Annotated in this window: 14 protein-coding genes; 3 read left to right on the top strand and 11 right to left on the bottom strand. The window is 68.4% G+C overall.

What is annotated here, in order from left to right:
* The first annotated feature begins 26 nt into the window (after window positions 1–26).
* Window positions 27–464: a nuclear transport factor 2 family protein gene (locus GEM_RS10495; RefSeq protein ID WP_014897383.1), complete on the top strand. Its 438-nt coding sequence runs from the start codon at window positions 27–29 to the stop codon at window positions 462–464.
* 39 nt (window positions 465–503) lie between these two features.
* Here the strand turns inward: GEM_RS10495 and GEM_RS10490 are convergent, their stop codons facing one another.
* From GEM_RS10490 to GEM_RS10440, 11 genes are all read right to left on the bottom strand, one after another.
* Window positions 504–704: a hypothetical protein gene (locus tag GEM_RS10490; protein ID WP_014897382.1), complete on the bottom strand. Its 201-nt coding sequence runs from the start codon at window positions 702–704 to the stop codon at window positions 504–506.
* Between the two features lie 298 nt (window positions 705–1002).
* Window positions 1003–1305, bottom strand: coding sequence for a DUF3331 domain-containing protein (locus GEM_RS10485; RefSeq protein WP_014897381.1), 303 nt, complete (start codon window positions 1303–1305; stop codon window positions 1003–1005).
* 307 nt (window positions 1306–1612) lie between these two features.
* On the bottom strand, window positions 1613–2518 hold the full coding sequence (locus tag GEM_RS10480; protein ID WP_014897380.1) for an HlyD family secretion protein: 906 nt from the start codon (window positions 2516–2518) through the stop codon (window positions 1613–1615).
* Between the two features lie 29 nt (window positions 2519–2547).
* Window positions 2548–2748: a DUF1656 domain-containing protein gene (locus tag GEM_RS10475; RefSeq protein WP_014897379.1), complete on the bottom strand. Its 201-nt coding sequence runs from the start codon at window positions 2746–2748 to the stop codon at window positions 2548–2550.
* Window positions 2738–4249 carry an efflux transporter outer membrane subunit gene (locus GEM_RS10470; RefSeq protein WP_014897378.1) on the bottom strand — a complete coding sequence of 504 codons (1512 nt, stop codon included), beginning with the start codon at window positions 4247–4249 and terminating at the stop codon, window positions 2738–2740. Before GEM_RS10470 ends, GEM_RS10475 begins: the two co-directional genes overlap by 11 nt.
* Window positions 4233–6407, bottom strand: a complete 2175-nt coding sequence (locus tag GEM_RS10465; RefSeq protein ID WP_014897377.1) for an FUSC family protein — start codon at window positions 6405–6407, stop codon at window positions 4233–4235. Before GEM_RS10465 ends, GEM_RS10470 begins: the two co-directional genes overlap by 17 nt.
* A gap of 183 nt (window positions 6408–6590) precedes the next feature.
* On the bottom strand, window positions 6591–7544 hold the full coding sequence (locus tag GEM_RS10460) for a LysR family transcriptional regulator (protein WP_041490660.1): 954 nt from the start codon (window positions 7542–7544) through the stop codon (window positions 6591–6593).
* Window positions 7545–8004: 460 nt separating this feature from the next.
* The gene (locus GEM_RS10455; protein ID WP_014897375.1) at window positions 8005–8298 is read right to left on the bottom strand and encodes a putative quinol monooxygenase; all 294 of its coding nucleotides are present in this window, start codon (window positions 8296–8298) and stop codon (window positions 8005–8007) included.
* 57 nt (window positions 8299–8355) lie between these two features.
* Complete coding sequence (locus GEM_RS10450; protein WP_014897374.1) at window positions 8356–8742, bottom strand: DoxX family protein; 387 nt, start codon at window positions 8740–8742, stop codon at window positions 8356–8358.
* 131 nt (window positions 8743–8873) lie between these two features.
* On the bottom strand, window positions 8874–9512 hold the full coding sequence (locus GEM_RS10445) for a hydrolase (RefSeq protein ID WP_014897373.1): 639 nt from the start codon (window positions 9510–9512) through the stop codon (window positions 8874–8876).
* 438 nt (window positions 9513–9950) lie between these two features.
* Window positions 9951–10688 (bottom strand): GntR family transcriptional regulator, encoded by a 738-nt coding sequence (locus GEM_RS10440; protein WP_051137974.1) that lies wholly within the window; start codon window positions 10686–10688, stop codon window positions 9951–9953.
* A gap of 160 nt (window positions 10689–10848) precedes the next feature.
* Between GEM_RS10440 and GEM_RS10435 the strand changes: the two genes are divergently transcribed.
* Window positions 10849–11700, top strand: coding sequence for a fumarylacetoacetate hydrolase family protein (locus GEM_RS10435; protein ID WP_014897371.1), 852 nt, complete (start codon window positions 10849–10851; stop codon window positions 11698–11700).
* Window positions 11701–11742: 42 nt separating this feature from the next.
* A complete protein-coding gene (locus GEM_RS10430; RefSeq protein ID WP_014897370.1) occupies window positions 11743–13533 on the top strand; it encodes an FAD-dependent monooxygenase in 1791 nt (596 codons plus the stop codon).
* The last annotated feature ends 3 nt before the right edge of the window (window positions 13534–13536 follow it).

Raw genomic sequence — 13536 nt, 5'->3', positions numbered from 1 at the left:
GTGTGATGTTACCGGAGACGTTGAACATGCAACCGCTATCGAATCTGCATCCCGCCGCCGCGAAATCGCTCGACGCGTGGCACGCGATGATCGCGCGCAAGGACTTCGGCGAACTCGACACGATCGTCCATCCGGACGCCGTGTTCCGCTCGCCGATGGCGTTCAAGCCATACGGCCCTGCGCCCGCGCTGCTGTTGGCGCTGCGCACGGTGGTTACGATCCTCGAGAACTTCGAATACCACCGCGAGTTCGTCGACGTCGACGGCACGAGCGTCGTGCTGGAATTCAGTGCGACGCTTGCCGACAAACGGTTGAAGGGGATCGACATGATCCGTTTCGACGACGCCGGGCGCATTGTCGAGTTCGAGGTCATGATTCGCCCGCTCAATGCGCTGCAGGCGCTCGGCGCGGAAATGGGCGCACGGCTCGGGCAGCAGCTTCCGGCGTTCAAGATCGGCGAGTGAGCGACGCTCGCCGGCAGGTGGCAGCCATGCCGGCGACTGTCAGTGATCCTTGATCCTGACGCTGTAGCCCGCGTCCTCGAACGCGACGACGAATTCCTCGGGGAACAGCCACGAGTCGACCTTCACGTGCGACGTCGCGCGATCGATCTCGACTTTCGCGTCGGGATCGACGCGCCAGATTTCATGTTCGACGGCGCGTGCGGTGTCGTCGTCGAGCGAGTGGTCCAGTACGAATTCCATGATCAGTTTCCTTTTTTCAACGTCCACGCTCATACGAGCGTGGACTGCCGGTTGGCGAGCGATACCGATGACGCCACCGGGATCAGACAGCATGCGTTGACGATACGCGCGATCACCTCGAACGATAAGCGGGCACACGCGTGACGCACTGTCGCCCGGTGATCAACGAAGCCGGTGAAAACGCCTGCGAAGCAGCATCCGGAGTGCGAAAGAGGCGTTGCGCGGAACGTCGCTTTCGCTCCCGGCAGCGCCGGTTCGAGCAAGCGGGTTCCCGACGCAGCCAGCACCGCTGCGCACATCACGCATCGAGCGACGCGATCGCGTCGGCCGCGATCATCGCCAGGTGATTCGCCGGGCGCGGCCGGCCGGTCGGACGGAACACGGCGTCGCCCTGCACGATCGTGCGGCCCGAATACGCGCACCGTCCATCGCGCCGCGCAACCGCGCGTCGCCATTTCTGTTCGCCGTAGTGCAGGCGGCCGCTTTCGACCCAGCGCACGAGCAGCTCATCGTGCGACCACTCGAGCAGCGTGACATGAATCTGGCTGCGCCCGGGCGACGCGGCGCGCGGCGCGATGCCGACGGAAGAGACGGTCAGCATGATCGATCACCTGCGGTGCGCCGGGCGAAACGCCGAACTTCGTTAGTTACGCTGAATGCCATTGCGAGTCTCCTGCCGGCCAACGGGGATGGTGTCGATCGGGATCGAGCCGAACCGCGCGCAATCGACGCGGTCGGTACGGAATTCGCCGCCAGACGGTGCACGGGATTGACGAGCCGTGCGGATCGTCGACGCATGCCCAGTGTAAAAGCGCGTGCGCAGGCACCGGAAGGCACGGGGCGAAGAACACCGTGTTGCCCGATATCGAACACCGGCGTGCCTGCGTGCGACGGATCAGGCCACGGCATCACGGGCGCGCATCCGTCGGCGCGCTGTGCGTCGTCGCACGCGGCGCCGGGCGCAGCGTGACCGTGCAGGTCGTGCCCGCTGCGAGGAAGCCGTCGGGCGGCATGCCGTCCAGCCGGATCCGGACCGGCACGCGCTGCGCGAGCCGCACCCACGTGAAGATCGGGTTGACGTCGGCAAGCAGTGTCGAGCCGGCCGGATTGTCGCGATCGCTGATGCCGCGCGCGACGCTTTCGACGTGCCCGCTCAACGACGGCCCGCCGGACAGCAGCCGGATTTCGGCCGGATCGCCGACGTGCACCTGCGGCAGCTTGGTTTCCTCGAAATAGCCGTAGACCCAGTACGAATGCGCATCGATCAGCGCCAGCCGCGCGACGCCGGCGGTCGCGTAGTCGCCCGGATACAGATTCAGGTTCGTGATGTAGCCGTCGACGGGCGCGCGGATTTCGCTGCGCGCGAGATTCAGGCGCGCGACGTCGCGCGTGGCGAGCGCTGCCTGGTAGCTGGCCTGCGCCTGCCGTGCGGCCGACCCGGCATCCTCGCGCACCTCGGCCGAGATCACCGCGCTGTCGAGCTGCGCACGGCGCGACGCTTGCTGGCGGCGCATGTCGAGCTCGGCCTTGCGCAGGTCGAGCTGCGCGTCGGCTTGCGCGAGCGCGTAGCGGAAGCGGTCGGCGTCGATGCGGAATAGCACGTCGCCGCGGCGCACCTGCTGGTTGTCGGCGACGAGCACGTCGGTCACGATGCCCGACACGTCCGGCGCGATATTGACGACCTTGGCGCGCACGCGGCCGTCGCGCGTCCACGGCGCATACATGTAGCGATTCCACAGCGCGTGGGCGAGCAGGACGGCGACGACGAACAGCAGCAGGGTGGCCGCCACGCGGAAACAGGTTTGGGCACGCATGTTGACTCGATACGAAGCAGGGTGATCCATCAGCCGGCCAGCAGCAGGCCGGCGCCGCAGAACAGGCACACGAACACGGAAACGCGGAACAGCGCGGGATGCCACACGTGCCGGTACAGCCCCGCGCGGGCGAGCACGCGGTCGACGATCCAGAATGCGACGCCGCAGCCGAGGAACGCGGGCAGCACGCCGGGCACGAGCAGCGACGCGATCGGAACTTCAGGGAACATCGGGCGCTCCTCGCGGTGGCCGGGCGGCGGTGTCGCCCGTCGGTTCGACGCCGCCGCCGAGCGCCATCATCAGTTGCGCCCACGCGTCGAGGCGGGCGGCGCGCACGTTGGCGAGCGCCTGCTGCGCCTGCAGCAGTTCGGTCTGGGTCGACAGCACGTTCAGGTAATCCGTGAGCCCCGCGCGGTAGCCCTGCGTCGCGTAGTCGAACGCGTGCTGCGCGGAGTCGTTCGCGGCCTCGATGTCGACCTGCTGCTGCGCGAGCGACTGCAGCGACACGACCTGGTCCGCGACGTCGCGGAACGCCGCGAGGACGGCTTCGTTGTATGTCTCGACCGCGAGGTCGTAGTCGGCAACCGCGACGCCGTAGCGGCCCTGGCGAAGCCCGCCGTCGAAGATCGGCAGCGAAATGGCCGCGCCGAACCCGTGCGTCATCGCATCGTTGTTGATGAACGTGAAGAAGCCGCCGAACGCCGCGGACGCGAGCCCGGCGCTCGCGATCAGGTCGATGTTCGGATAGAAGTCGGCGTGCGCGGCGTGTATTCCCTTTGCCGTTGCTTCGACGCGCCAGCGCGCGGCGCTGATGTCCGGCCGGTGGCCGACGAGTTCGGCCGGCAGGTTCGCCGGCAGCGCGACCGGCACGTCGAGCCGCAGCGCGGGCCGCGCGAGCGCCGCGCCGGCGCCCGGCCCGCGGCCGGTGAGGACGGCCAGTTCGTTGCGCAGCACCGCGAGCTGCCGGTCGAGTTCCTCGATCTGCGCGCGGCTCGTTGCCACCGGCGTGCTCGCCTGGGTGATCTCGAAGCGGCTCGCGAGTCCGGCCCGGTAGCGGCGCGCGATGATGTCGACGACGTCCTGCTGGCGCTTGCGGGTCGCCACTGCGACGTCGCGCTGGTCGAACGTTTTCGCGAACGTGACGTAGGTGCGCACGACCGCGGTTTCGAGCGCCAGGCGCGCCACGCGCGCATCGGCCTCGGCCGCCAGCGTGCTGTCGAGCGCGCCTTCGCGTTCCGCGCGATGCTTGCCCCACAGGTCGAGCGGGTAGCCGACGTCGACGCCGGCCGAGTTGTGCCAGACCGTGTTGCCGCCCGGCGGACTGGAGCTGGCGAACCGCGCGAAGCGCGTGCGGCCGAAATCGCCGCTCGCGGAGACGGTCGGGTAGCGCGCCGCGCCGGCAATGCGTGCCAGCTCGGCGTAGCGGTCGATGCGTGCCTGTGCGACACGCAACGCGGGGCTGCCGGCCACGGCGTCGGCGACCAGCGCGTCGAGCTGCGGATCGCGCCACGCGCGCCACCAGTCGTCGCGCGGCCACGATGCCTGCGACGCGGACGCGGGCAACCCGTTCGCGACCGCGGCTGCGTCGACGAGCGTCGCGCGCGGCGCAATGCCGCCGGTATGCGCGCACGCGCCGAGCCACAGCAGGGCGAGCGCCGCGATGCCGCGCGCGGCGAGGGTGCGGGACGAGCTTGCCGCGGTGCGGCACTCGGGATTACACACGGGCATCATCGGGCGGAATGGACGTGGCGGGCGGGCGTTGCAGCGGGACGAGATTGCATTGCAGCGACACGCGAATGAAATGGACGCAGTCGGCCAGGCGCGGCGCCAGGCCGGAGGTGAGCGGGGGCGCGGCATTGAGCGTGGCGAGCGCATCGGTGGCCGCGCGTTCGGCATCGTGCAGTGTCGCGGGCGACGGCTGCTCGAACAGGCGCGAGACCGACGTGCACAGCGCACGTTCGTGCGCGTGCCACACGCTAGCTGGCGGCTCGGCGGCGCCTGCCGTGCGCAGATCGACGATGCTGCGACCGATCTCCAGCGACGCGAAGCTCCACGCGAACAGTTCCTGCTGGCCGAGGTGGCCGGTCGCCGGGCGCGCGGCGATCTGCAGCGTGAAGTCGCGCAGGCCCGCGTCGAAGCGCGGCATCAGGCCGGCGAGTTCGCCGAAACACGCATCGACCGACACCAGGCGCCGCAGCGCATGGAGATAGCGCCCGGTCGCCCAGTCGCCCGCATACGGCGCGACGACGGAATACGCGAGCGATGCGGCGACGATGCCGAGAATCGACGAGAAGCCTGCATCGAGCGTCGCCGTGGGCGCATAGACGACGGGATTGGTGAGGTTGGTCAGGAAGCAGAAGTAGATGTTGAAGCCGAGGCCGAATGCGGCCGTCTTCGGAAACGAATTCAGGTACGCGCCGACCGCGATGAACAGCGCGAACGCCGCGGCGAGCGGTGCGAAGCTGTCCATGCCGGGCAGCAGCACGAAATTGAAGCCGACGCTCGCGAGCCATGCGACCGTGCAGCCGAGCGCGACCTGGCGCGTCGCCGCGGCCGGCGCCGGCATGATCGAGTACAGCGCGCTCGCGATCGTGGCGGACACAACGGCGCCGGCTGCGCCCGTCCAGCCCGACGCGATCCAGAACAGCGACACCGCCGACACCGCGACGATCGCGCGCAGTCCCGCGGCGGCGGACACCATGCGGTTCGCGGTGGTGACGATGCGCACCGGTGCGCGGACCGGCCCGGATGCGGTCGCGGCCGGCGCCGGCTGGCGGCGGATCGCGATGAAGTCCGCCAGATACGCGCGCAGGCTGCCGAGTGCCTGTTTCAGCAGCGACAGTCCGGTGAGCGCGTCTCGCGCATCGGGCACCGGTTCCGGTGTGCGGCTGTCGGTCAGCCGCGCGATGGCCTGGTCGAGCGCGTCGACGAGCTGCTCGACGGCCCGCAGGTCGAACGCGCGCGCCGGATCATCCGGCGGCAGCACGCGCGCGACGTCGTCGCAGGCGGCCGACAGCACGCTGGCGGCGTGCCGGTCGGCGGCGCGCTGCAGGCTGGCCCGATACTGATGCAGCGCATGGAAGCGCGCGCCGGCATCGAGGAACTGGCCGGCCATGCGCGTCATGATGTCGTTGCGCGCGCGCAGGTCGGGATCCTCGAATACCGCGGCGCTGCGCAGGTTCTCGAGTTGCGCGCGCGCGGCGAGGAGCCGCAGGTAGCGGCGGCTCTGTTCGTCGGCCGGCAGGGTTTGCGTGAGCGCGGCGCGCACGAAGCCGATGACGTCGGCGTAGTGGTCTTCGCCGGTCTTCATCAGCATCGCGCGGACATGGCGCGGCAGGATCAGCGCGCTGACGACACCGGCCGACAGGATGCCGATCGATACCTCGCCGAGCCCGGTGACGACATTGGCGATGATGTCGTAGGGCCGGTCGATCGACGGGATCGCGGCGATACAGGTCGCATAGCCGGCGAGCACGAAGCCGTACGACTGATAGTTCCGGAAATACGCGGCGCCCCACGTGCAGCAGCCGATCCATACCACGAGCGCACTCAGGAACAGCACGCGCTCCTGCGGGAACGCGCCGATCAGCACGATCGCGGCCAGGTTGCCGATCAGCATGCCGACGCCGCGATAGAAGCCGCGCGCCATCACCATGCCGCTGTGCTGATGCATCATCAGGATCACGACGGTCACCATCGCCGTGCGTGGCGCCGCCAGCTCCAGCCGCATCGAGACGCCCATCGCCAGCACGACGGCGACGACCGTCTTCGCGACATGGATCAGGCGGGCGCCGTCGGTCTGGCCGAATTCGCGGCTCATGCCGATCAGCGTGCGCGCGACCCACGCCGCGGTGAACGGCCGCGTTAGCGTGCGCTTGTTCGATGACATGGCGTGGCGACCGGACGGGTCCGGCGTGGCGGGTTCGACGGGGCGGCGCGTGGCGCGCGTGGCGCGCGCGGCGATGCTGCGAAAGCGGCCGGCTGCCGTCGGGTCACGCGACGAAAGCCGGACCAGTCGCGCTCGCAACCGGACCCGAAACGCTCTGTCGTATCGATGGAAACGCGCATCTCGTCAGACCGAATCCGTCGACAGCGTTTCGGCATGCAACTCCTTGTCCGCATCGGCCGACCACGGTGGATCGAGCAGCGCGATGCGCACGTGCTCGATGAACAGCTTCAGCTTGTTGCCCGCATACGGATTGCGCGGATAGACCGCGTAGATCACTTCGTCCTGCGGCGCTTCATCGGCGAGCACGCGCACCAGCCGGCCGTCGCGCAGGCATTCGTCGGCGATGTAGCGCGGCAGCATCGCGATGCCGATGCCTTGCACCGCGGCGTCGCGCAGCGTTTCGCCGTTGTTGGACAGGAACGCGCTGCCCGGGCTGATCGCGCGCGGCTTGCCGAGGCTGCCCGGCGTCGTGAACGTCCACGTGGCCGACGGCGCCGTGTGGCTGTAGTTCAGGCACCGGTGCTCGAGCAGCGCGTCGATCGACGCCGGTTCGCCGTGCGTCGCGAGATAGCCGGGGCTACAGACGACGACACGCTCGCACGCGGCGACGCGGCGCGCGATGAGCGCGCTGTCGGGCAGCCGTGCCGAGCGGATCGCGACGTCGAAGCGCTCGACTTCGAGGTTCACGGTGCGATCGTCGGTTTCGAGCGTGACGCGCAACTGCGGATGCGCGGCGGCGAACTTCGCGATCGCCGGCCCGAGCCAGCGGCGGGTGAGGCTGACTGGCGACGTGATGCGCAGCTCGCCGCACAGTCCGTGCGAACGTTCGGCGATCTCCTCGGCGACGTCGACGAGCCGGCGCATCGATTCGGATGCGGCGCGGTAGAAGGTCACGCCGGCTTCGGTCGGCGTGACGTTGCGGGTCGAGCGCATCAGCAACTGCACGCCGAGCGTGCGCTCGAGGTCGCTGATGCGTTTGCTGACGACGGACTTCGACAGGCCGAGCCGGCGTGCGGATTCGGTGATGCTTTGCCGCTCGACGGCGAACAGGAAGGCCTGGATATCGTCTATGTTCAGGGATTTCATGATGCGGTCCGAGTGTCGTCGGGCATGAGTCAGGGGCGCACGTCTGCCGCGCTTGCGGTCTGTCTGCGGCGATCGACGCACGACGCTGCGGTCGGAGCCGGCGCGAATCGTGCGACGAAAGCGCGGCGCGCGGCGGCAAGCGCCGGAACTGTGGCAACACGCAGGATTGCGATACGTGTTCGACGCGCCGAATGCATCGTCCGCCCGCGCGCCGGCGTGCGACCGCGCCGCAACGCAGCACGGTCCAGCCGTTCGGGAGCAGGGTGGTTCACGCGAGCCCGACGCCGTAGGCAGTCCGTACGGCTTCAAGCGTAGTGGAAGGCGTTGCGTGTCGATAGACGGGCCGGATTGTCCTCAGTGTTCCATGCATGGAACGATCGATCGCGCCGCCGTCGGGGCGGCGCGATTTGCGAACGGCGGCCCGCGCCGGGTGCAGGCGCGCGGGCGGGCGTCAGGCGATCTGGCTGAGGCGATAGACCTCCACCTTCTCGACGGCGTCCCAGTCGCGGGCCTGGAACGCGAGGATATGCGGGCCTTCGTTATGGTGGCGGGCCTGGGTCTGCGCGTTCTCCCACATCTCGACGAACACGAAGCGGCGTGGGTCGGCTTCGTCGAGCAGCAGTTCATAGCGCAGGTTGCCGTGCTCCTGCCGGGACGGCTCGACGAGCTCGGCAAGCCGGGTGCGCAGGCGCGCCTCGTGGCCGGCCTTCGCGTACAGCACCGCGACGATATGCAGTTTCGTCATCTTCGTTCTCCTCGATCCCGCGTGCGTGCGGGGCGGCCGGTCACCGGCGAATCGGCTTCACGCATGGGCGGCCAGGCGGCCGGGGCCGGCGGCGATCAGGATCATGAAGCCGCCGATGATGCTGATGTGTTCGAGAAAGCCGGTGAGCATCAGCGTGCGCTGGTTGCCTTGCTGGTTCCAGAAGTCGTAGAACACGACCGCGGTCGCGAGCGTGAAGACCGCGAGCAGCAGCGACGCGAGCGTGGTCTGGAAACCGACCATGATCGCGACGCCGCAGGCGAGCTGGACGATGATCGTGCTCGCCAGGGCGAGGCGCGGGAACGGCAGGTTCTTCGCGCGAACCTCGTCGAGGCCGTGCTGGAAGAACAGGAATTTGTTGATTCCGCTCAGCACGAACATCAGCGCGATGAAGAAGCGGCCCGCGAACAGGAGATAGTCGGCCATGGCGCGTTCGTATCCGTTATCGGTCGGAGGGAGGGCATCGACGCCGGGCGTCGATGCAGCGTTGCTGCGCGGTGGCGCCCGTCGCGGACGAGGCGGGCGCCACCGCACGGAACGGCATTCGCCGTCGCCGCTCAGCTCTTGTCGTACGAGAACTGGATGCCTGCGGTGCCGCCGGTTTCGATGAACAGGTTGATGAACGCCGGGACGGTTGCGCTGCGGGCCCAGTCGCGCTGCAGTTCGCAGAACAGCTGTGCGACGCTGATCATCTGGCCGCCGGCCTGCTCGATGCGGCGCAGCGCGGCTTCGTGCGCGGCGACCGACGTGCCGCCGACCGCGTCGACGACCACATAGACCTCGTAGCCGGCCTTCAGCGCGTCGAGCGCCGGGAAGGTCAGGCACGCCTCGGTCCACAGCGCGGTCATGATCAGTTTCTTGCGGCCGGTGGCTTCGACGGCCTTGCGGAACTCGACGTCTTCCCACGAGTTGATGCTGGTGCGGTCGTAGGTCGGATAGCCTTCGAGCGCGGCGCGCAGCTGCGGGATCGGCGGCTTGTTCAGGCCGGTCTGCACGTTGACGGTCGAGTGGACGATCGGCAGGTTGTACGCGACTGCGGCCTTCGATGCACCGACGATGTTGTTGATCAGCAGCTGGCGATCCATCGATGCGATGGAGTTCACCTGGACCGGCTGGTAATCGATGACGATGAACGCCGCGTTCTGCGGGGTGAGCAGGTGGTCGTTCGCGGGATCGCGAATCGGTTCGCTTGCCATGGTTCTCTCCAGATCAGGGTGGTGGGAGGCTGGGGATCACGATCGCGCCGCCCCGTCGTGCGGGCGCGATGCGATTCTGCTGCGGTGCGGTGCCGCGACGATCGAGTGGCGCCGTTGAGTGGCGACATCGAAGCGGCCCGCGCCTGGCGATTCGCCGGATTCGGATGCCGGCGAGAGTCGTCAGCTTATGCGATCCGCGCGGCGGTGCGTAGCGCGCGCGGACAGAACATAGTGTTCTCGTTCATCGAACGGAATGCGCGGGCGACAGGGCGGGGCATGCCGCTAACATGGTCGGCATGATCAGGATCACTGATGGGTTTGAAGGCGACGAATGCCGCGGATGCGGCGATCGGCCGGCCCGATCCGGCGGTGCGGAACGGGGGGCGAAGCGGGCTACCAAGCGGGTGACGGGAACGGGTGACGCACGGGATGCGCGGCCTAGCGCGGTGCGCGCGCCTTGCCGGCGGACCGCGGCGCCGGCGCCGCGCTGTTTGCCGGGGTGCTGTCTTCCAGCACGAGCCGCGCGGTGGCGGCGAAGTGCTCGCGCAGCAACTCGCAGGCGCGATCGGCGTCGCGCGCGAGCACGGCCTTCACGATCGCCTCGTGCTCGCGGCCGACATCCCGCTCATCCGCATGCTGGCTGCGCAGCGACTGGTGCCGGTAGCGGGCGGTCTGCGTGCGCAGCGTCGCCGCGAAATGCCTGAGCCATTTCGAGCGGCAGCCGGCCAGCAGCGTCGCGTGGAAGTGGTCGTGCGCGCGCTCCCAGTCGGGGTTCATCCGCGGCGGTTCGTCGATGACGGTCGGCAGGCTGTTGACCAGGTGGAACGCCGCGAGCACCGACGCTTCCCATTCGAGGTTGCCGCTGTCGATCGCGTCGCGCAGCGCCTCGGACTCGATGCACTGCCGCACCGACGTGATGTCCTCGAGATCCGCGCGCGAGACTGGCGTGACGCGAAAGCCGCGCTGGTCCTCCGCATCGACGAAGCCGCTCATCGCGAGCCGCGACACGGCCTCACGCAGCGGGATCACGCCGGCCTGGTAACGGTCGGCCAGTTCCCGGATCTTCAGCTTGGAGCCGGGGGCGAGCGCCCCGGACACGATGTCCCGAAGAATGGTGTCGGCCAGTACCGACGCCATGGTGCGCGAGCCGCCGGTCGCCGCGTCGTCAAACGTCATGTCCACGAATGTTTCCCTCCAGATGGCCAAATTATATGCAGAACACAGAGACGTATGCGAATCCTAGGGTAAACATGCAAAGACGAAAATATATATATTTTCTAAATTTGTATCTAAATCGCGGCCAGCCCGGCGGCGACCCCCTTGATCTGGAGATGTCATGCGTTACGTGAATTTTTCGCCCGATGGCCACAAACGGATGCTCGGCGTGCAGCGCGACTCGACCATCGTGTCGCTCGGCGACGCGACGCTCGAGCAACTGCTCGCGAGCGGTATCGATCTGGCCGGCTTTGCCGATCGTCAGGCGGCGACCGGCCCGACCTTTCACGTCGACGAAGTGACGTGGCTGCCACCGCTCACGCGGCCCGGCAAGATCATCTGCGTCGGGCTGAACTACGCCGACCACACGAAGGAAAGCCCGTATGAACAGCCTTCCTATCCGACCCTGTTCCCGCGCTTCACCACCAGCCTGATCGGGCACGGCGCGCCGATGATCCGCCCGCGTGTGTCCGATTCGCTGGACTTTGAAGGCGAGCTGGCGGTCGTGCTGAAAAGCGGCGGCCGTCATATCCCGAAGGCGAGCGCGCTCGATTGCGTGGCCGGCTACTCGGTGTTCAACGACGGGTCGGTGCGCGAGTACCAGTTCAAGGCGCCGCAATGGACCGTCGGCAAGAACTTCGACGGCACCGGTGCGTTCGGCCCGGCGCTCGTGACCGCCGACGAGCTGCCGGCGGGCGGCGCAGGGCTGCGCCTGGAAACGCGGCTGAACGGCAAGGTCGTGCAGTCGGCGAATACGAGCGACATGCTGTTCGACGTCGCGACGCTGATCGCGATCGTCAGCGAGGCGATCACGCTGGAAGCCGGCGACGTGATCGTCAGCGGCACGCCGGCCGGCATCGGCTGGGCGCGCGAGCCGAAGCTGATCATGCGCGACGGCGACGTGTGCGAGGTCGAGATCGAAGGGCTAGGCATCCTGCGCAATCCGGTGCGCGACGAAGACGCGGCGCAGTGAACGCCGGCCGTTGAACGGACCTATCAAGAGACTGAGGAAGACATGAGACAGATTCGAGTTCCGGTGTTGGTGGTCGGCGCAGGGCCGGCCGGGCTGACGACCGCGGCGCTGCTGGCGAAATACGGCGTCGAGGTACTGGCGATCACGCGCTATCCGGGCACCGCCCATTCGCCGCGCGCGCACATCACGAACCAGCGCACGATCGAGGTGTTCCGCGACCTCGGCATCGAGGAGCGCGTGCGCGCGCTCGCGACGCCGAACGAGCTGATGACCAACAACGTATGGGCGACCAGCTTCGCGGATCGCGAGATCGCGCGGCTGCAGACCTGGGGCACCGGCACGCGGCGCAAGGCCGACTACGAGGCGGCCAGCCCGTCGCAGATGTGCAATGCGCCGCAGCATCTGCTCGAGCCGGTGATTCTCGGCGCGGCGCGCGAGTACGGCGCGCGCATCCTGTTCAACACCGAACTCGTGTCGATTCGTCAGACGGAAGACGCGGTGATCGCGCAGCTCGTCGACGTCGTGACGCGCGAGGAGATCGAGGTGATCGCCGACTACGCGGTCGGCGCGGACGGCGCGCAAAGCATCGTGGTCAAGCAGATCGGCTTCGAACTCGACGGCGAAATGGGGCTCGGCTGCGCGGTGAACTGCTGGCTCGAGGTCGACCTCGAGAAATACACCGCGCACCGCCCGGGCGTGCTGTACTGGATGAGCCAGCCGGGCAGCGACTACTGGGTCGGCAGCGGCACGTACATCTGTGTGCGGCCGTGGAACGAATGGGTGCTGCTGTTCATGTACAACCCGAAGGACGGCGAACCCGACCTGAGCCACGACGCGGTGATCGCGCGGGCACGCGCGACGATCGGCGACCCGGACATCCCGATCCGCGTGAAGGCCGTGTCGAAATGGACGATCAACCGGATGGTCGCGCGCACCATGGTGAAGGGCCGCGTCGCGATCGCCGGCGACGCCGCGCACCGCCATCCGCCGGCAAACGGGCTCGGCTCGAACACGTCGGTGCAGGACGCGTTCAACCTCGCATGGAAGCTCGCGATGATCGTGAAGGGGCAGGCGTCGCCCGCACTGCTGCAGACCTATTCGGACGAACGCCAACCGGTCGCCGAGGCGGTCGTGAATCGTGCGATCAAATCGGTCGGCGAGATGCTGCCGATCGCGAAGGCGCTCGGCTTCTCGGAAGGGCAGAGCGTCGAGGAAGGCTGGGCGTCGCTCGACGGCCTGTTCGCGCAGGACGACGCCGGCCGCAAGCGTCGCAAGGCGCTCGCCGACGCGGTCGAGCTGCAGAACTATCAGTTCAACTGCCACGGCGTCGAGCTCGGGCAGCACTACACGTCGTCCGCGATCGTGCGCGACGGCGCGACATTCCCGATTCCGTCGCGTGACCCGGAGCTTTACTATCATCCGACGACGACGCCAGGCGCATCCATTCCGCATGCGTGGATCCAGCGCGACGGCGCACCGGTGTCGACGCTCGACCTCGTCGGCCAGGGCGCGTTCACGGTGCTCACGGGGGCCGGCGGGCACGCGTGGCTCGACGCGGCGAAGCAGGTCGGCGACGAATTCGGCATCGAGATCCGCGCGGTGTCGATCGAGCACGGCACGTCGACTTTCGACGTGTACGGCGACTGGGCGCGGCAGCGCGAGATCGAGGATCACGGCTGCGTGCTGGTGCGGCCGGACCGCTTCGTCGCATGGCGTTCGGAAGCGCTGGCGGACGATCCGGCCGGCGCGCTGCGCCGCGTGCTGTCGCGGATGCTCGGCGGCGCGGGGCAGGCGCGCGTGACTGCCGACGCGGCCGCGCTGGCCGAAGCGTAACGG

Origin of the sequence: Burkholderia cepacia GG4 (assembly GCF_000292915.1) — a bacterium.
Lineage (GTDB): Bacteria > Pseudomonadota > Gammaproteobacteria > Burkholderiales > Burkholderiaceae > Burkholderia > Burkholderia cepacia_D.
This window is presented reverse-complemented; position numbering and strand designations above follow the sequence as displayed.